Origin of the sequence: Actinoallomurus oryzae (genome assembly GCF_039541955.1) — a bacterium.
Classification (GTDB): domain Bacteria; phylum Actinomycetota; class Actinomycetes; order Streptosporangiales; family Streptosporangiaceae; genus Actinoallomurus; species Actinoallomurus oryzae.
The window spans coordinates 171,381-188,734 of the sequence record NZ_BAABHF010000042.1 but is presented as its reverse complement, the minus strand read 5'-3'; the positions used below and the strand labels follow the sequence as shown (position 1 = coordinate 188,734).

Here is a 17,354-nt window from a genome sequence, read left to right as displayed (position 1 = left end):
GGACTTATGGTGAAGGTCATGAACGACCGGCTGGTCTGGATCGACTGTGAAATGACCGGGCTCGATCTGCGGCACGACGCGCTGATCGAGATCGCGGCTCTGGTGACCGATGGTGAGCTGAACATCCTCGACGAGGGCATCGACCTGGTGATCAAGCCTCCGGAGGAGGCCATACGCCAGATGTCCGACGTCGTGCATGACATGCACACGACCTCGGGCCTGCTCGAAGAACTGCCTGCGGGGATCACGCTCGCGGAGGCCGAGACCAAGGTCCTCGACTACGTGCGCTCACATGTGCCGGGGGTGAAGAAGGCCCCGCTGTGCGGCAACTCGATCGCCACCGACCGGTCCTTCCTCGCCCGCGACATGCCGGCCCTGGACGCCCACCTGCACTACCGCATGGTCGACGTCTCCTCGATCAAGGAGCTGGCCCGCCGCTGGTACCCCCGGGCGTACTTCGCCAGCCCGGTGAAGAAGGGCGGCCACCGGGCCCTGGCGGACATCACCGAGAGCATCACGGAGCTGCGCTACTACCGCGCCGCGGTGTTCGTGCCCCACCCGGGCCCGGACTCGGAGACCGCGCGCGCCATCGCGGCGAAGATCGGTGACTGAAGACCCGCCGGGAACCGCTACACTGCTTCATGCCGCCTCGTGCGGTCATGGTGGGTGTAGCTCAGTCGGCAGAGCACCAGGTTGTGGTCCTGGGTGTCGGGGGTTCAAGTCCCCTCACTCACCCCAAGCAGTACCAAGGGTCCGGTCATCACTGATGGCCGGGCCCTTGGCGTTGCGGTCGATCAGCGTGCGGCGCGGGCGCCGCCGCGACGGCGGCCGATCCGGATTCCGCTGAACACCAAGTCGGCGAGGAAGACCAGGATCCCGATAATCAGCAGGAAGAACAGGCCTTTCACCACCCACCCCGCGATGCCGAGTGCCACTGCCACGAGGATGAGGGCCAGGAACAGCGCCATGTCACGCCTCCTTATGGAGAGTCCCTGTTCGGGGCATACCCGCCGGATGGCGCCCGTACGACCCGGGCGCATGCGACATGAATCGGGAGCTACACGCCCAACGCGTCGCCGATGGAGTAGGCGGCGATCAGCGTGAACACGTACGCCTGAACGGCCTGGACGAACAACTCCAGGGCGGTGACGACCACCGTGAAGGCCACGCCGACGACGCCGACGGGCGCGCCGAGCGGCGTCGGTGCCTGGATGAGGAAGTGGTAGCCGACCGTGGCGAAGAGCGCCACGAGCAGATGGCCGGCGAACATGGTGGCGAACAGCCGCACGGCGTGGGTGAACGGCCGCAAGACGAACGCGGACAGGAACTCCAGCGGCGCGACGAGAACGGTTTCGCCCCTGGACAGGCCTGGCGGGCAGGTGGCGTGCCTGATGAAGCCGACCAGGCCGTGGGCCCGGACACCGACCACCCACATGATCACGTACACCAGCCCCGCGAGCACGGCGGGAAAGGCGATGTGCCCGGTCACCGGAAACTGGGCCGGCGGCACCACCGCCATCAGGTTCGCCGTCCAGACGAAGAAGAACAGCGAGAACAGGAGCCCCATCCAGCGGTCGCCCCGGACGCCCATCATCGGCCGGGCGATCTGATCGCGGACGAACAGATAGGCCAGCTCGCCGAGATTCTGCATCCGGCCGGGCACGATCGCCGGCCGGGCGAACGCCCCCCAGAAGAACGCCGGCACGACGGCCGTGACGAGCAGGCACAGCACGATCGGCTTGTGGACCGCGACCGGCCCGAGGTGAAACAGCGGCTTCCATTCGAACAGGCCCAGGCCTGGCGGCTCGAACATCTACGCCCCCGAACTCGAAAACCCAAGACGCCGTATGGAGTTAACTTGATACAGCGTATCGAGTTTTCCTTCGATGGGAAGCTGGGTGGGTGAAGGAGCGTGAGAATCTCTGGCTCCGGCCCGAGCAGCCGGCGCGCGGTCCCCGGCCACGCTTCGGCCGGGCGGAGATGACCCGGGCCGCGATCGCCATCGCGGACGCCGAGGGACTGGCCGCCCTGTCCATGCGACGGCTGGCGGCCGACCTGGACGCCGGGCCGATGTCGCCGTACTCCTACATCACCGGCAAGGACGAGCTCATCGAGTTGATGGTCGACGCCGTCACCGCGGAGTTCCTCCGCCCGGACGGTGCGGCGTGCGGCGACTGGCGGACCGAGTTGCGCGATCTCGCGAGACGCATGCGGTCGGCCATGCACCGCCACCCCTGGATGGCGGAGATCGGCCTACGGCGCCAGGCCGCGAGTCCCAACCGGATCCGGCTCTTCGAGCAGGTCCTCGGCGTCCTGGACGCCCTGGAGCTGAGCATGGACGCGATGCTCACCACGATGATCATGATCTTCGTCCACGTCTACGGGTTCGTGCAGATCGAACTCGCCGATCAGGAGGCCCAGAGACACACCGGCCTGGAGCTCTCCGCCTGGATGCGGCGGCAGCTCCCGTACATCGAATCAGTCGTCAGCGCCGGCGACCACCCGATGTTCGCCCGGATGACCGCGGAGGCCGGCCGCACCCTGACCGGATTCGACGAGCGCTGGGAGTACGGCCTCGAACGCCTCCTGGACAGCATCCAGGGATCGGCCGGGGGCCGTCGGGCCGCCGGTGAGACGAGGCCTCCCGTGTGACAGCGTGGGAGACCCGTCGCATCGATCGACCGGCGGGGCCCGTCACCATGCGAAAGAGGAGGCAACATGTCGAAGCCGCCGCTCCCGGAGTCCGCGGTCGCCATGCTCAAGAAGGCCAACCCGGCGGTCATCGCCACCCTGCGGTCCGACGGCCAGCCGATCTCCACGGCCACCTGGTACCTGTGGGACGACGGCCGGGTGCTGATCAACATGGACGAGGGCCGCAAGCGGCTCGACCACATCCGGGGCGATGACCGGGTCTCGCTGACGGTCCTCGACGGCGACGACTGGTACAGCCACGTCACCCTGATCGGCCACGTCGCCGAGACGCGCGCCGACGAGACTCTGGCCGACATCGACCGGCTGTCCCGGCAGTACACCGGGCAGCCGTACCCGCAGCGCGACCGCGGCCGGGTCAGCGCCTGGATCGAGATCGACCGCTGGCACGGCTGGGGCAGCTTCAAGGACAGCGGCCAGGCGGGCGGCTGACGCTTTCCCGGAGACCGCCCGGAAACGCTCGCCCGTCGGTCCGGGCCGCCGCTGAGAGACGGCCCGGCGACGGCGTGCGGCGCGTTCCGGTGCGGTCGGGCCGTGACGGGTTCGGTACCGGAGGGCGTCGCGCGTACGATGTCGCGGCCGAGGGACAGGTCGCGGGTCTCGCGGTCGCAGCGTTCGCCGACGCGGCACTCGACGGCCTGCGAGCGGCCGGCCACACGTGACCCCGGGCGAGGTCACACGCGGGTGTCCGCGCTTGGCTCGGAGGTGCCGGCCGTCACTGCGGTGACGGCGAATCCGCTGAGGCGCAGGAGCACCGGCGTGAGGACGAGCAGGGCGGCCGCCAGCGCGGCGACGGCGATCATCGCCCCGCGCAGTCCCGCGGCGTCGGCCCACGCGCCGACGTAGACGGGGCCGAGCAGGAAGCCGAGGTAGGAGACGGTGCTCACGATGGACGTCGCGCGACCCCGGTAGGCCTCCTCGACGTTGCGCGAGACGATGCCGAGGAGCGTGGGGAAGAGCACCGCGGTTCCGGCGCCGGCCAGCACGAGCCCCAGCGTGGCGACGAGCAGCGTCGGGGCGCCCGCGATGACGAGCGCGCCGCCGGCGGCGGCCAGCGCGCCCGCCAGAATGACGGACCGGGCGTGGGTGGTCTTCAGGCCTCCGGCCGAGAAACGCGTGATCGCGACGGTTCCCGCGAAGACGGCGGGCGCCACTGTGGTGAGCCATGCCCCGGCGTGCAGCTCGTCCTGCGCGAAGACCGCGCTCCAGCTCTGGTGGGCGTTCTCGCTGGCGAACGCGAGGGCGCCCAGCGCGCCGACGAGCAGAAGCGGGGCGAGGCGGACACGGCCGGGCGCCGGTGCCTCGCCCACCGCCGCCCCGTCGTCGGCGATGGCGCTGCGCGAGATCGCGGCGAGCATGACGACCCCGGCGACCAGGCAGAGAACGGTCACCGCGACGAACGGCACGGCGAGCGGCCACGAGGCGGCGGAAGTGACCCCCGCGCCGAGACTGGTCAGGACGACGAAGGTGGAGAAGACGCCGTGCACACGGGTGATGACCGGCCGTCCGGCGATCTTCTCGGCGCGGCCCGCCACCGCGTTCATCGTCACATCGGCCGCGCCGCTGGAAGCGCCCGCGACCCCGAGACCGGCGCACAGACTCGGCAGGTTCACCGCGGTCAGGGCCAGGCCGGCGCCGACCACACCGAGCAGGCCGATCGCGCCGGCCGCGACCTTGAGACCCCAGCGGTCGAGCGCCCGGCCCGCCAGCAACATCGCCGGAAGGGCACCGGCTCCCACGAAGAGGAGGGCGAACCCGAGCCGGCCGTCGCTGACACCGGCCTGGTGTTGCACCCGGGGCACCGAAGCGCCCCACACGCCCCAGAACGAACCGAAGGCTGCGAAGGCGACGAACGCGGACACGACCAGGCTGCGGGACGAGTTGATGAGGGCTCCTTCTGACCCGGCTCGGCACTGCGTCGCGATCTTCGCAGGGGCGGTCCGGCCTTCGCAAGACGCTTCCGCCGGACGGACGGGCGGGGACCACGGACGGGGACCGCGGGTTACGAGCCGACGAAGGTGTTCATGAGGAGGACGCCGCCCAGGCCGAGCACCGACAGAGCCGTCGTGTACGTCGTACGGATCTTGATCGCGTCCATCACCGAGAGGTTCAGGTACTGCTTGAAGAGCCAGAACCCGGGGTCGTTGACGTGGCTGGCGGCGATGCTGCCGCAGGTGACGGCGAGCACCATCAGCTCCGGTGAGGTTCCCGAGCTCTGCACGAGCGGGAGCACGATGCCCGCGGCGGTCACGACCGCGACCGAGGCCGAGCCGACGGCGATGCGCAGCAGCACCGCGATGGCCCAGGCCAGGAAGATCGCGGAGATGTGCCAGCCCCGGGTGAAGTCGGCGATGTAGTCGGCGATCCCGGACTTGACGAGGACCTCCTTGAAGGCACCGCCCGCGCCGATGACCAGGATGATCATGGCCATCGGCTTGACCGCCTCGGCGCACGAGTCCATCGCGGCCTGGAAACGGCCCCGCGGCGCGACGGCGGTGGCCGAGACCGCCGGAGGGGCGGTCGCCGTGGCCACGCCCTCACCGCCGGCGGGGCCCTCGGCGCCGCCGGGCGCGGGGGCGCCGTCACCGGTCTCGGCCGCGGACCCGGCGGTGTCCTCCGCACGCCCGATCTTGGGGCCGAGGAGGACGACGGCCAGGAGCAGGGCGATGAGCAGGGCGACCGGCGCCTCGCCGAAGAACTCCAGGTAGGGCAGGACCGCGTTGCCGTCGCTCATGCTGAGCTCCGCGACGGCCGATGCGCCCATCAACACGATCGGGATGACGACGATCGTGACGCACGTGCCGAACCTCGGCAGCTCGTCCTCGGCGAACACCCGGTTGGTGATGAGCGAGACCGGGACACGCGGGTTGACCCGCCTGACGAAGGCGAGCCGCGGCCACACGTAGCAGATGATCGAGGCGGAGACGATGGCGATCGGGAGGCCGTAGAGCAGGGTGAGGCCCTGGCTGGCGTGGAACGTGCCGGTCACGGCGGCCGGGCCGGGGTGGGGCGGCAGGAAGCTGTGCATGGTCGACAGGGTCATCGACATCGGCAGCCCGACCCACAGGAGCGGCAGCCGGTACTCACGGACGATGGTGAACACCAGCGGGATGAGGAGCACGAAGCCGACCTCGTAGAACATCGTGATGCCGATGCAGATCGAGGTCAGGACCATCGCGAGCTGGACCCGGCCGATGCCGAACACGTTGACCAGCGAGGTGGTGATCCGCTGCGCGGCGCCGCTGTCGGCGAGGACCTTGCCGAGCATGGCGCCGAACCCCAGGATCAGGATCAGCTCGTCGAGTTGATCGCCGACGCCGGTGACCATCGCGTCGTAGACCTTGGTGAGCGACAGGCCCCGCGCGAGTCCCACGAACAGGGCGGCGATGAACAGGGCGATGAAGCCGTTGATCCTGAACTTGGTCATCAGGACGAGCAGCAGCACTACGGCGAGTGCCACGATTATCAGGGGCATTTCGCTCTCCTTCCGGCGGCGCGGCCCGAACGCGTCCCGAGCGCGGCGCGCGGGCGTGGCCGTGCCATGTGATGGAGATCACTGGCGGTGGTATCGAGGAGCGTAGAATCGTCGACTAATGCGTGTCCAAACCCGATGAGACATCAAGTGATACCTTTACGGCATCATGTTCTCGTTCGACCAGCTTCGCGGTTTCGTCGCCGTGGCCGAAGAACTCCATTTCGGGCGTGCCGCCGAGCGGCTCAACATGACGCAGCCGCCGCTGAGCCGGCAGATCCAGAAGCTGGAGCGGGCGATCGGGGTCCAGCTCTTCGAGCGCGACAACCGCCGCGTCGAGCTGACCGCGGCGGGAAGGGCCTTCCTATCCGAGGCCAGGCGCCTTCTCGCGCTCGCCGACAACGCGCCCGACCTGGCCCGGAGGATCTCCGCCGGGTCGGCGGGCACGGTCCGCGTCGGGTTCACGGCGGTCTCGATGCTCGCCGTTCTGCCCACGGTGTTGCGCCGCATCGACGAGAGGCTGCCCGACGTCGACGTCGACCTGCACGAGATGGTCACCGGGGAGCAGATCGAGGCGCTGCTCGCGCACGAGCTCGACCTCGGCGTGGCCCGGCCGCCGTTCGACCCGGAGGTCTTCGACTCCCGGGTGATCAGCCGCGAGGCGATCGTGCTCGCCGTCCCGGCCGGTCACCGGCTCACCGGCCTCGGCCGTCCCGTCGAGGCGGCGGACCTGGCCAGCGAGCCCCTGATCATGCACGCTCCCACCAAGGCCCGCTACTTCTACGACCTCGTCGTCAGCCTCGTCCCGATCAGCCACCGGAACGTCGTGCACAGCGTCAGCCAGGTGCTGACGATGGTCTGGCTGGTCTCCGCGGGCCGGGGGATCGCCTTCGTCCCCGAGGCCGCCACACGCCTGGGCATCGAAGGGGTGGAGTTCCTCCCGCTCGCCGGCGTCGACAAGCCGGTGGAGCTGCACCTGCTCTGGCTGAAGGAGTCCAAGAACCCCGCCCTGTGGCAGGTCCTCACCCATTTCGAAGGGTTCTCGGTGTGACCGGCGCGATGCCCCGCGAGCATCGGCCGATGCAAAGTTGATCCTGGCCGGGTATCGCGGGCCGTTCTACCGTGGTCCTGCCGTACGGCACTCCCACCGGTCCTACGAAGGGTGAGCACGTGGCTCGCACGCCCACCATCGCGTCGGTCGAGGTCGTCCCCGTCGCCGGCCACGACTCGATGCTGTTGAACCTGTCCGGCGCGCACGGGCCGTTCTTCACGCGGAACATCACCGTGGTCTCCGACAGCGAGGGCCGTACGGGACTGGGCGAGGTCCCCGGGGGCGCACCGATCGCCGACACGATCAACGAGGCCGCGGAGCTCCTCGTAGGGCGGCCCGTCGCGCTGCTCGGCCCCCTGCTCCGCGAGGTGGCCCTCCGGTTCGCGGACCGCGACCGCGGCGGTCGCGGCCGGCAGACCTTCGACCAGCGCACGACCGTCCACGCCGTCACGGCGCTCGAATCCGCGCTGCTGGACCTGCTCGGCCAGCACCTGGAAGTCCCCGTCGCCGCGTTGCTCGGCGACGGCCCGCAGCGTGACGCCGTACCCGTGCTCGGCTACCTGTTCTACGTCGGCGACCACACCGCGACCGGCCTTCCGTACGTCGTGGAGGAGCGGGCCGCCGACGACTGGGAACGGCTGCGCCGCCGCGAGGCGCTCGACGCCGAGTCGATCGTCGCGCTGGCCGAGGCCGCCCAGGCACGCTACGGATTCGCCGACTTCAAGCTCAAGGGCGGTGTGTTCGCCGGCGAGCAGGAGATGGAGGCCGTGCGCGCGCTCGCCGCCCGCTTCCCGGACGCCCGGGTGACGCTGGACCCCAACGGCGCCTGGTCGCTCTCCGACGCCATCGCGCTGTGCCGCGACGCCGGCGACGTCCTCGCGTACGCGGAGGACCCGTGCGGCGCCGAGGACGGCTTCTCCGGGCGGGAGGCGATGGCGGAGTTCCGCCGTGCGACCGGCCTGCCGACGGCGACCAACATGATCGCGACCGACTGGCGCCAGCTGGCGCACGCGGTCCGCGCGAACGCGGTCGACATCCCCCTGGCCGATCCGCACTTCTGGACGATGCGCGGGGCCGTCCGCGTCGCCCAGCTCTGCCACGACTTCGGGCTGACCTGGGGCTCGCACTCCAACAACCACTTCGACATCTCGCTGGCCATGTTCACCCACGTCGGCGCCGCCGCACCGGGCGAGATCACGGCTCTGGACACCCACTGGATCTGGCAGGACGGCCAGCGGCTGACCACGGCACCGCTGGAGATCCACGACGGCCGGATCGCCGTCCCGCGGCGTCCCGGCCTGGGGGTCGAGCTCGACCGCGACGCGCTGGCGGCGGCGCACGAGCTGTACGTACGGCACGCGCTGGGAGCGCGGGACGACACCGTCGCGATGCGGTCCCTGGTGCCGGACTGGTCCTTCGACCCGAAGCGGCCCGCGCTGGTCCGCTGACCCGGCCCCCGGCCCGGCCGGGCGGGCCGGGCGGGCCGGTCGCGCCGACCGCCCGGCCGGACGGTCAGGGCCGCTCGCCGAACTCCGCGGTTCCCACCGTCCAGGCGCGGGCCTGGTCGGTCAGGGTGATGCCGAGGCCGGGCCGCTCGGAGACGTACATGCGACCGTCGCGCGTCTCCAGCCGCTCGTTGAACAACGGCGCCAGCCAGTCGAAGTGCTCGACCCACGGCTCGATCGGGTACGCGGCGGCGAGGTGCAGGTGGATCTCCATCGCGAAGTGCGGCGCGATCTCCAGCTGCCGGTGCTCCGCGTAGGCGGCGAGCTTGAGGAACTGCGTGATGCCCCCGATGCGGGGCGCGTCGGGCTGGACGATGTCGGCCGCGCCGGCGTCGATGAGCCGGACGTGCTCGGCGACGCTGGAGAGCATCTCGCCGGTGGCGATCGGGGTGTCGAGCGCGCGGGCCAGGTTCGCGTGGCCCTCCGCGTCGTACGCGTCCAGCGGCTCCTCGATCCAGACCAGGCCGAACGGCTCGAACAGCCGGCCCATCCGCATCGCCGTCGCGCGGTCCCACTGCTGGTTCGCGTCGACCATGAGCGGAACGTCCGGGTCCAGCGCCTCGCGCACCGCGGTCACGCGCGCCAGGTCCTGGCGCCAGTCGGGCTGGCCGACCTTGAGCTTGATGCCGCCGATCCCCGCGGCCAGCGACCTCCCGGCGTTCTCGATGAGCTCGTCGACCGGGGTGTGCAGGAAGCCGCCGGAGGTGTTGTACGTGCGGACGGAGTCGCGATGCGCGCCCAGCAGCTTGGCGAGCGGGAGCCCCGCGCGTTTGGCCTTGAGGTCCCACAGCGCGACGTCGATCGCCGCGATGGCCTGGACGGCGAGGCCGGAGCGGCCGACGGAGGCGCCGGCCCAGGTGAGCTTGGTCCAGATCCTGCCGATGTCGGAGGGGTCCTCCCCGATCAGGACGGGCGCGATCTCCCGGGCATGGGCGAACTGGCCCGGGCCGCCGGCCCGCTTGGAGTAGGAGAACCCGATGCCCTCGTGGCCGGCCTCGCTGACGACCTCGGCGAAGAGGAAGACCACCTCGGTCATCGGCCGCTGCCGGCCGGTGAGCACCTTCGCGTCGCTGATCGGGCCGGCCAGCGGCAGCACGATGGAGGAGAGCTTCACGTGGGCGATCCGGTCGGTCATCGGTCGCCGCTCCGTTCCGTCCCGCCGGTGTCCGGTCTGCCGTCGCGCCACCGGACGATGCCGTCGGGGTCGTCGTCGCGCAGCTCGCGCGGAAGCAGGTCCGCGGGCACGTCCTGGTAGGCGACCGGCCGGAGGAACCGCTCGATGGCGCAGCCGCCGACGGACGTCGTCGCCGGCGCCGACGTGGCGGGGAACGGGCCGCCGTGCACCATCGCGTGACCGACCTCGACGCCGGTGGGCCAGCCGTCCACGATGAGGCGTCCGGCGACCAGTTCGAGCCGGCCCAGGAGCCGGGCGGCGAGGTCGTGGTCGCCGGGCGAGGCGTGGACCGTCGCCGTGAGCTGCCCTTCGAGGCGTTCCACGATCTCCGCCAGCTCCCGCTCGTCGCGGACCCGGACGACGACGGCGGCCGGGCCGAAGACCTCCTCGTGCAGCCGCCCGTCGGCCAGAAACGCCTCGCCGGTCGTGACGAACAGGTTCGGCTCACCCGGGCAGGCGAACGGCGCGGTGCCGGCGCCGCGTACGGTCTCCTCGACCGCGTCGTTGGATCGCAGCGCCGCCACGCCGTTCTCGTACGCGGCGGCGATCCCGGCGCTGAGCATCGGGGCGGGCGCGACGGCCCGGACCGCCTCGCTCGCCGCCGCGACGAAGCGGTCGGCGTCCGGTCCGTCGAGGACGAAGACCAGCCCCGGCTTCGTGCACAGCTGGCCGGCGCTGCCGGTCATCGAGGCGGCGAACCCGGCGGCGAGCGCGGTCGCCCGCTCGGCGAGCGCTCCGGGCAGCAGGAAGACCGGGTTGACCGCCGACATCTCGGCGTAGACCGGGATCGGCACCGGCCGGCGCGCGGCCGCCTCGACCAGCGCCAGGCCGCCGCGCCGGGACCCGGTGAAGCCGACCGCCCGGATGCGCGGGTGGGTGACGAGCGCGTGACCGAGCTCGTTGCTCGTGCCCTGGAGCAGGCTGAACGTGCCCGCGGGCAGATCGTGCTTGCGCACGGCGGCGCGTACGGCGCGGCCGACGATCTCGGCGGTCCCGGGATGGGCGGGATGGCCCTTGACCACGACGGGCGCGCCGGCCGCGAGGGCCGACGCGGTGTCGCCGCCGGCGACGGAGAAGGCGAGCGGGAAGTTCGACGCGCCGAACACCGCGACCGGGCCGACCGGAACGGACCGCTGCCGGATGTCGGGGCGGGGCACGGGTTCGCGGCCCGGGTCGCCCGGGTCGATCCGTGCCTGCCTCCAGCCGCCGTCCCGTACGACGCCGGCGAACAGCCGGAGCTGGCCGGTGGTGCGGGCGGTCTCCCCGGCGACCCGGCCCGCGGGCAGTCCGGTCTCGGCCTGGACCCGTGCGGCCAGGGCCGGCGCGACGTTCTCGATCTCGGCCGCGATCGACTCCAGGAACGCCGCGCGTACCTCCGGAGCGGTGGAGCGGTAGGTGTCGAAGGCCTGCCAGGCCTGCTCGGCGGCCTCCTCCACCTCCGAGGTGCCGCACTCGCCGAACCCGGGCGCGAGGCGCGCGCCCGTCGTGGGGTCGACGGCGTGGAACGTGCCACCGGTCCCCATGACGTCCGCCGCGCCGACCAGAGACCGGCCGGTGATCGCCGTGTTCTCGGATACGGTCTCCGGCACGTCAGCTCACCTTCTTCACCAGGGTCGCGAGCTCGGCGAGCTCGGCGTCGTCGAGATCCGTCAGCGGCGGGCGGACCGGGCCGGCCGGGCGCCCGATCACCTTCATCCCGGCCTTGATGATGCTGACCGCGTACCCGGGCCGGCGGTTGCGCAGGTCGGTGTACGGGATCACGAACTCCGACAGCGCCGACATCACGGCCGCGTCGTCACGGCGGCGGACGGCGTCATAGAAGCCGGCGGCGTACCGCGGCAGGAAGTTGAAGATGGCCGACGAGTACGTCGTCAGGCCCAGCGAAAGATAGGGAAGCGCGTACATCTCGGCGGTCGGCAGCCCGCCGATGTAGGTGAGGCGGTCGCCCAGCCGGGCGTAGATCCGCGCCATCTGCTCGATGTCGCCGACGCCGTCCTTGAAGCCGACCAGGTTCGGGCACTCCTCCGCGAGGCGGCCGACCGTCTCGTCGGTGAACCGCGCGTTGGCGCGGTTGTAGACGATCACGCCCAGACTCGTCGCGTCGCACACCGCCCGCACGTGAGCGCTCAGCCCCTCCTGCCCGGCCTCGGTGAGGTACGGCGGGAAGAGCAGGACGCCATGCGCGCCCGCGCCCTCGGCGGCCCGTGCCAGCTCGACGGCGGTGGCCGTGCCGTACCCCGCGGGTGCGATGACGGGCAGTCCCCCGGGGGCGGCGTCGACGGCCGCGGTGACGACCCTCTCGACCTCGGAAAGCGTGAGGGAGAAGAACTCGCCGGTGCCGCCCGGGGCGAACAGGCCGGCGGCCGGGAACTCCGAGAGCCAGGCGACATGGTCCCGGTAGGCCGGCTCGTCGAAGGCACCGTCCCTGGTCAGGTGGGTGATCGGGAAGGACAGGAGGCCCGACCCGAGATGCCGGGCGACCTCCCCGGGAGTGAGGTTGGCCATGCCACGGTCTCCTTCTGGCGCGGGAGTGCGGTTGTACCGCGACTGTAGGAAGACCCCGTGATTCACGTCCAACACCGCATTGGGATGGCTCGATACCTTGGCGACATGACCCCCGGCGCGGACCGGGCCCGGCACCGGCGCGGGTGCCGGGCCCCGGGGGTCAGCCGGTGATCTCCTCCAGGGAGCGCCGGCGGGTGGAGACGCCCATCGTGACCACGGCGCCGGCGATGATCGCGCACAGCGTCAGGAACACGCCGGAGAACTTCAGCGACGTGTACGTGGCGCCCATGATGATCGGCACGAGCGCGGCCCCGACCGGCTGAACACCGCCGAGGCGCCCACCCCCATGGCCGGCGTGCCGTAGTAGGCGAAGGTCAACTACTTGGCCCTGAAGACCGAGTTTGTTGGCTCGGTCCTGAGGGGCTTCGTTTATGCTCCCGACTGCCCCTCACGACAGGGCGGTTACGGGTCACATCCACCGGTCCGGGCTGTGCCGAATCCGGGTCGGGCATGTTGACGAATACCCACGCCGAGCGTGCGCGGTCGCGCACGTTGACCCCGGCGACGTGGTCGGCCGGCCCAGCGAGGCCGCACCGACGACAGCAGAAGTGATCCCGAGTGGGGCGGTTGCCGCGCTCGGTGTGGCCGCAGCGCGGGCAGCGCTGGGAGGTGTAGGCCGGGTCCACCTCGATGAACGGTACGCCGGCACGGCGTGCCTTGTAGGCGATGAACTCTCCGAGCTGGTGGAATGGCCAACACGACAGTCGTGCTCGCTGGTCGCGGGGAACCGTGACCCGCTCGCGGATGCCCTGGAGCTGCTCCAGGGCCACACCGCGCTCGGTGCGTTGGGCGACAGCAACGACGGTCTTGGAGATCTTGTGGTTGAGGTATGCGGCGTGGCGCTGTTCGCGCCTGCTCCGCTTCTTGAGGAGCTGCTTGGCCGAGCGGGTGCGCTTGGCTTGGATCTCGGCCCGCTTGCGGGCCTGCCATCGCCGGTACCGGCCCAGGTGTCGACCCTGGTGGTTGTCCCCGTCGCTGGTGGTGGCGAGGTTGACAATGCCCCGGTCCACCCCGATGAAGTCCTTCGGCTCGAACACCTCCGGCTCAGGGATGTCGATCGTGGCGATCAGGAACCACTTGCCGTCCCGGAACACCAGGTCCGATTCACCCTGCCGGTGTTCGGCCAGATCTTTCAGCATTTCCGGTGAGCAGGCGAACCGCAGGTTCTTGACCCTGCCGTCCAGCGTCCAGATCGACACCGTTTGAGCATCGTAGTTCCATGACAGGCACCGGTCATCGTAGGTGTGCGCGGCGTGCGGGCGAAAGACGACCGGCTTAGACTCGGCTTTACGGCGACGTTCAGTCTCCTGCGGGCCGAGGTTTCCAGCCCGCAGGTTCGCCCGCAGCGTGGTACACGCGTCGGCCACACGCTTAATGATGTGCTGCGCGGCCTGAGCACCGAAGCCGCGGGCCTTCAGTTCGCCGTAACACAGCTTCCGCAGCTCACGGACCGACGTTTGAGCCCGAAATGCTCAAAACCGACGGCGGCCACCCAATTGGCCGCCTCGTTGATCGCAGGCAGCGTGCGCTCAAGCGCCGACGCCTGCCTGGCGTCCGGCACGAGCTTGACCTGCCTCGCAATCTTCACAGGCAGGATAATAGCGTTGATCTGTCTCACCTCTACGGAGACCGACCACGAACACTCACAGGAGCCGTAGCATCGTCCGCACTCTTCATTCACATTTTGGACTTAGCCTCCAAATACCGCCGCCGGACCGTTCACCGACGACGTCCTTCAATGCCGCCAAGAGATCATGCGCGAAGTGTGCGCCAGCTTCGGCGCGCAGCTGCGGGAGTTCAACGGCGACACCGACCACGTGCACCTATTGGTGCGCTACCCACTCAAAGTCGCACTGTCACGGCTGGCCGGCTCACTCAAGGGCGTCTCGGCCTGCCTCCTCCGCCAAGAATTCAACAACCACATCCGCAAATACCTGTGGGGCGAAACTTTTGGTCCCCGTCCTACTTCGCCGGATCATGCGGCGGCGCGCCCCTGGCGATCATCAAGAGCGTCCCGCTTGAGTGGAGCAGCATTTCCAAGCGATGCGGTGACGCTCCGCGCCGCCCACCTCAAGATGCGATTCCTCCCGGCGTAAACGCCCGGGGTTCCACACAAAAAGAGGCTGGGACAGAAGCACAGAACCCAGATCAGGATCGTCTGCCGATGCAATGTCCTATATTTCATGACAACATCCTAGAATGTGTGACAGCCTGAAACTAAAAGAAAGCCAGGCCGGCCGTCAATAGGCCGACCTGGCGAATCGATGTGCCAGTGGTCGATGCGTCCCCTTATTCGCCGGGGCGACCGTCCGGCAGTGCCGCGACGACGTCGATCTCGACGAGGATGTTCGCGAGGTCGGAACCCACCGTCGTGCGCACCGGGTAGGGCTTCGGCATGAGCGACTCGTACGTGGCGTTGAAGCCGGCGAAGTCGCGGTGGAGATGCTGGAGGTGCACCGTGGCCTTGACGACGTCGGCCAAGGTCAGGCCCTGCGCGGCGAGGACCGCCTCGACGTTGCGGATGACCTGCGCGGTCTGTTCCTCGATCGTGTCGGCGACCGCCCCGGTACGCGGGTCCTGCGGGCCGAACCCCGCGGTGTGGAGGAAACCGTTCGCGACGATGCCCTGGGAGTAGGCACCGGCCGGGCGCGGGGCGTCTTCGGTCCGTACTTCCTGTCGTGTCATCGGTGCTCCTTCAGCTCGTCGTCGTGTTCAGCAGGTCCGCCGCCGCGCGGACCGGGTAGAGACATGCCACCGAATGTCCGGGCACGTCGTGGTCGACCAGCGGCGGGCGGGTCCGGGCGCATTCGTCGCGGGCGATCGGGCAGCGTGTGCGGAAGACGCACCCGGACGGAGGATCGGCGGGCGAGGGCGCCTCACCGTGCAGCACGATGCGGCGCCGCGTCCGCTCGGCCTTCGGGTCGGCGATCGGCGCCGCCGACAGCAGGGAGTGCGAGTACGGGTGCCGCGGGCTGGTGAACAGCTCCTCGGTGCCGGCCAGCTCGACGATGCGGCCGAGGTTCATCACCGCCACCCGGTCGGCCATCTGCCGCATCATCGACAGATCGTGGGAGACGTACACGTACGTCAGGCCACGCTCGCGCTGGAGTCGCCTCAGCAGGTTGGTGATCTGTGCCTGGATGGACACGTCCAGGGCACTCGTCGGCTCGTCGCAGATCACCAGTTTCGGTTCGAGCGCCAGCGCGCGGGCGATGCCGATCCGCTGCCGCTGCCCCCCGGAGAACTCGTGCGGGTACCGGTCCTGGACCGAGGCGTCCAGGCCGACGTCGTCCAGGAGTTCCTCGACGCGTTCGCGGGCGGCGGCGCGGCCACGCCGGCCCCGGGGCACCTTGTGATGGGTTATCAGGGGTTCGGCGATGATCTCTCCGACGCGCATCCGCGGGTTCAGGCTGGCGTAGGGGTCCTGGAGGACCACCTGGAGGTCCTGGCGCACCGACAGCATCTCGCGCTGCGACAGCTTCAGCAGGTCCCGCCCGTCGAACCGGATCTCGCCGGCGGTCGCGTCGATGAGACGCAGGATGAGCCGGGCGAGCGTCGTCTTGCCGCACCCGGACTCCCCGACCAGGCCGAGCGTCTCACCCGCGTGAACGTCCAGCGAGACGTCGTCGACGGCGAGGACCGTCGCCCCCGGGTGCCCCATCCCGCGCCCGGCGAACTCCTTGCGGACCCCACGCAACGACAGCAGCGGCTTTTCGGTCATGAGCCCTCCTTCGCCGGGGGTGTGACCACAGGGGCGCGCCTTTTGATTCCCTCGCTTCGCTCGGTCATGAGCCCTCCTTCGTCGGGGGGTGTGACCACAGGGGCGCGCCTTTTGATTCCCTCGCTTCGCTCGGTCATGGTGCCTGCTCTGGTCGGGTCTCCATGGCGTTCTCTCCTCCGCTCGCTCCCGGAAGGTCGGTCAGGACGCAGGCCGCCGCGTGCCCCGGCGCCTTCTCCTCCAGGACGGGTACGGTGCTCGCGCACTCCGGCCGGGCGAACCCGCAGCGCGGGTGGAACGCGCATCCGGGCGGCAGGTCGAGCAGGTTCGGCGGCGCGCCGCGGATCGGGTCGAGGACCGCGCCGCCGGGGACGTCCGGCCGGGGCATCGACTCGAGCAGCGCCCGCGTGTAGGGCATCCTCGGGCGCTCGAACAGGTCGTCGGCGCCGGCCGCCTCCACGGGCCGCCCGGCGTACATGACCAGGACCTGGTCGGCGACCTGCGCGACGACACCCAGGTCGTGGGTGATCAGCACGATCGCCATCCCGAACCGCTCCTGCAGATCGGCCATCAGCTCCATGATCTGCGCCTGCACGGTGACGTCGAGCGCGGTCGTGGGCTCGTCGGCGATGAGGAGCTTCGGCCGGCAGGCGAGCGCCATCGCGATCATGACGCGCTGCCGCATGCCGCCGGAGAGCTGGTGCGGGTACTGGCCCGCGCGCGCCTCCGGGTGGGCGATGCCGACCTCGCGGAGCGCCTCGACCGCGCGGGCGCGCGCCTCGCCGCGCGGCAGCGACCGGTGCCGGCGCAGCGACTCGACGATCTGCGCGCCGACGGTCTTGACCGGGTTGAGGCTGGTCATCGGGTCCTGGAAGATCATCGCTATCTCGTTGCCGCGGACCTGGCGCATCTCGCGCTCCGGCAGGGTCAGCAGGTCGCGGTCACCGGCGATGATCTGACCGCCCGTGTACACGCACGGCGGCGTGGGATGCAGCCGCAGGATCGAGAGCGCGGTGGCGGTCTTGCCGCTACCGGACTCCCCCACGACCGCGAGCGTCTGCCCGGGCTCGACCGAGAACGACACGCCGTTGACGGCGCGGACCGTCCCGGTGTCCAGGCGGAACTCCGCATGCAGGTCATTGACCTCGAGTACCGGCACG

18 protein-coding genes, 1 tRNA gene and 1 pseudogene are annotated in these 17,354 nt (G+C 70.5%); 7 read left to right on the top strand and 13 right to left on the bottom strand.

The annotated features are described in order from the left end of the window. The first annotated feature begins 18 nt into the window (after positions 1–18). Positions 19–612 carry an oligoribonuclease gene (gene orn, locus ABEA10_RS33770; protein WP_329255002.1) on the top strand — a complete coding sequence of 198 codons (594 nt, stop codon included), beginning with the start codon at positions 19–21 and terminating at the stop codon, positions 610–612. A gap of 50 nt (positions 613–662) precedes the next feature. Further along, positions 663–738: transfer RNA gene (locus tag ABEA10_RS33765), tRNA-His, on the top strand. Positions 739–794: 56 nt separating this feature from the next. On the opposite strand, the gene ABEA10_RS33760 is transcribed toward ABEA10_RS33765, so the two are convergent. Together ABEA10_RS33760 and atpB are read right to left on the bottom strand one after the other, a co-directional pair. Further along, on the bottom strand, positions 795–968 hold the full coding sequence (locus tag ABEA10_RS33760) for a hypothetical protein (protein ID WP_329254996.1): 174 nt from the start codon (positions 966–968) through the stop codon (positions 795–797). A gap of 89 nt (positions 969–1,057) precedes the next feature. Beyond that, positions 1,058–1,813, bottom strand: coding sequence for a F0F1 ATP synthase subunit A (atpB, locus tag ABEA10_RS33755; protein WP_345470894.1), 756 nt, complete (start codon positions 1,811–1,813; stop codon positions 1,058–1,060). 89 nt (positions 1,814–1,902) lie between these two features. Between atpB and ABEA10_RS33750 the strand changes: the two genes are divergently transcribed. Then, positions 1,903–2,652: a TetR/AcrR family transcriptional regulator gene (locus ABEA10_RS33750; protein WP_345470892.1), complete on the top strand. Its 750-nt coding sequence runs from the start codon at positions 1,903–1,905 to the stop codon at positions 2,650–2,652. A gap of 66 nt (positions 2,653–2,718) precedes the next feature. Continuing rightward, a complete protein-coding gene (locus ABEA10_RS33745; protein ID WP_345470890.1) occupies positions 2,719–3,141 on the top strand; it encodes a PPOX class F420-dependent oxidoreductase in 423 nt (140 codons plus the stop codon). Between the two features lie 242 nt (positions 3,142–3,383). Here ABEA10_RS33745 and ABEA10_RS33740 read toward each other — a convergent pair whose 3' ends face one another. Together ABEA10_RS33740 and ABEA10_RS33735 are read right to left on the bottom strand one after the other, a co-directional pair. Next, positions 3,384–4,571, bottom strand: coding sequence for an MFS transporter (locus tag ABEA10_RS33740; protein ID WP_345470889.1), 1,188 nt, complete (start codon positions 4,569–4,571; stop codon positions 3,384–3,386). A 140-nt stretch (positions 4,572–4,711) separates the two neighbouring features. Beyond that, positions 4,712–6,184 carry a GntT/GntP/DsdX family permease gene (locus tag ABEA10_RS33735; protein WP_329254983.1) on the bottom strand — a complete coding sequence of 491 codons (1,473 nt, stop codon included), beginning with the start codon at positions 6,182–6,184 and terminating at the stop codon, positions 4,712–4,714. Positions 6,185–6,350: 166 nt separating this feature from the next. Here ABEA10_RS33735 and ABEA10_RS33730 point away from each other — a divergent pair, with 166 nt between their 5' ends. Together ABEA10_RS33730 and ABEA10_RS33725 are read left to right on the top strand one after the other, a co-directional pair. Then, on the top strand, positions 6,351–7,232 hold the full coding sequence (locus tag ABEA10_RS33730) for a LysR family transcriptional regulator (RefSeq protein WP_345470888.1): 882 nt from the start codon (positions 6,351–6,353) through the stop codon (positions 7,230–7,232). Between the two features lie 119 nt (positions 7,233–7,351). Beyond that, positions 7,352–8,680 carry an enolase C-terminal domain-like protein gene (locus tag ABEA10_RS33725; RefSeq protein WP_345470887.1) on the top strand — a complete coding sequence of 443 codons (1,329 nt, stop codon included), beginning with the start codon at positions 7,352–7,354 and terminating at the stop codon, positions 8,678–8,680. A gap of 64 nt (positions 8,681–8,744) precedes the next feature. On the opposite strand, the gene ABEA10_RS33720 is transcribed toward ABEA10_RS33725, so the two are convergent. The 6 genes from ABEA10_RS33720 to ABEA10_RS33695 all read right to left on the bottom strand — a co-directional run bounded on the left by ABEA10_RS33720 (position 8,745) and on the right by ABEA10_RS33695 (position 14,064). Further along, positions 8,745–9,872, bottom strand: coding sequence for an L-talarate/galactarate dehydratase (locus tag ABEA10_RS33720; RefSeq protein ID WP_345470886.1), 1,128 nt, complete (start codon positions 9,870–9,872; stop codon positions 8,745–8,747). Further along, positions 9,869–11,500 (bottom strand): aldehyde dehydrogenase (NADP(+)), encoded by a 1,632-nt coding sequence (locus tag ABEA10_RS33715; RefSeq protein WP_345470884.1) that lies wholly within the window; start codon positions 11,498–11,500, stop codon positions 9,869–9,871. Before ABEA10_RS33715 ends, ABEA10_RS33720 begins: the two co-directional genes overlap by 4 nt. A 1-nt stretch (position 11,501) precedes the next feature. Further along, on the bottom strand, positions 11,502–12,416 hold the full coding sequence (kdgD, locus tag ABEA10_RS33710) for a 5-dehydro-4-deoxyglucarate dehydratase (protein ID WP_345470882.1): 915 nt from the start codon (positions 12,414–12,416) through the stop codon (positions 11,502–11,504). A 160-nt stretch (positions 12,417–12,576) separates the two neighbouring features. After that, on the bottom strand, positions 12,577–12,717 hold the full coding sequence (locus ABEA10_RS33705) for a hypothetical protein (protein WP_345470880.1): 141 nt from the start codon (positions 12,715–12,717) through the stop codon (positions 12,577–12,579). A 73-nt stretch (positions 12,718–12,790) separates the two neighbouring features. Beyond that, positions 12,791–13,843, bottom strand: coding sequence for an RNA-guided endonuclease InsQ/TnpB family protein (locus tag ABEA10_RS33700; RefSeq protein WP_345470878.1), 1,053 nt, complete (start codon positions 13,841–13,843; stop codon positions 12,791–12,793). Positions 13,844–13,890: 47 nt separating this feature from the next. After that, positions 13,891–14,064, bottom strand: a complete 174-nt coding sequence (locus tag ABEA10_RS33695; RefSeq protein WP_345470949.1) for a hypothetical protein — start codon at positions 14,062–14,064, stop codon at positions 13,891–13,893. Between the two features lie 71 nt (positions 14,065–14,135). Between ABEA10_RS33695 and tnpA the strand changes: the two are divergent. Continuing rightward, positions 14,136–14,484: pseudogene (gene tnpA, locus ABEA10_RS33690) on the top strand (IS200/IS605 family transposase); the annotation flags it as partial. Positions 14,485–14,765: 281 nt separating this feature from the next. Here tnpA and ABEA10_RS33685 read toward each other — a convergent pair. The 3 genes from ABEA10_RS33685 to ABEA10_RS33675 all read right to left on the bottom strand — a co-directional run bounded on the left by ABEA10_RS33685 (position 14,766) and on the right by ABEA10_RS33675 (position 17,353). Then, positions 14,766–15,161 carry a RidA family protein gene (locus ABEA10_RS33685; protein WP_329254953.1) on the bottom strand — a complete coding sequence of 132 codons (396 nt, stop codon included), beginning with the start codon at positions 15,159–15,161 and terminating at the stop codon, positions 14,766–14,768. 10 nt (positions 15,162–15,171) lie between these two features. Continuing rightward, positions 15,172–16,197, bottom strand: a complete 1,026-nt coding sequence (locus tag ABEA10_RS33680) for an ABC transporter ATP-binding protein (RefSeq protein ID WP_345470871.1) — start codon at positions 16,195–16,197, stop codon at positions 15,172–15,174. 133 nt (positions 16,198–16,330) lie between these two features. After that, positions 16,331–17,353 carry an ABC transporter ATP-binding protein gene (locus tag ABEA10_RS33675; protein ID WP_345470869.1) on the bottom strand — a complete coding sequence of 341 codons (1,023 nt, stop codon included), beginning with the start codon at positions 17,351–17,353 and terminating at the stop codon, positions 16,331–16,333. Position 17,354 lies beyond the last annotated feature (1 nt).

What these genes read in the sequence shown, in the direction of transcription:
- atpB (WP_345470894.1), bottom strand. Translation starts at nt 1,813, where the DNA reads ATGTTCGAGCCGCCAGGCCTGGGCCTGTTCGAATGGAAGCCGCTGTTT.
- kdgD (WP_345470882.1), bottom strand. Translation starts at nt 12,416, where the DNA reads ATGGCCAACCTCACTCCCGGGGAGGTCGCCCGGCATCTCGGGTCGGGC.
- ABEA10_RS33730 (WP_345470888.1), top strand. Translation starts at nt 6,351, where the DNA reads ATGTTCTCGTTCGACCAGCTTCGCGGTTTCGTCGCCGTGGCCGAAGAA.
- ABEA10_RS33760 (WP_329254996.1), bottom strand. Translation starts at nt 968, where the DNA reads ATGGCGCTGTTCCTGGCCCTCATCCTCGTGGCAGTGGCACTCGGCATC.
- ABEA10_RS33680 (WP_345470871.1), bottom strand. Translation starts at nt 16,197, where the DNA reads ATGACCGAAAAGCCGCTGCTGTCGTTGCGTGGGGTCCGCAAGGAGTTC.
- ABEA10_RS33735 (WP_329254983.1), bottom strand. Translation starts at nt 6,184, where the DNA reads ATGCCCCTGATAATCGTGGCACTCGCCGTAGTGCTGCTGCTCGTCCTG.
- ABEA10_RS33745 (WP_345470890.1), top strand. Translation starts at nt 2,719, where the DNA reads ATGTCGAAGCCGCCGCTCCCGGAGTCCGCGGTCGCCATGCTCAAGAAG.
- ABEA10_RS33685 (WP_329254953.1), bottom strand. Translation starts at nt 15,161, where the DNA reads ATGACACGACAGGAAGTACGGACCGAAGACGCCCCGCGCCCGGCCGGT.
- ABEA10_RS33720 (WP_345470886.1), bottom strand. Translation starts at nt 9,872, where the DNA reads ATGACCGACCGGATCGCCCACGTGAAGCTCTCCTCCATCGTGCTGCCG.
- orn (WP_329255002.1), top strand. Translation starts at nt 19, where the DNA reads ATGAACGACCGGCTGGTCTGGATCGACTGTGAAATGACCGGGCTCGAT.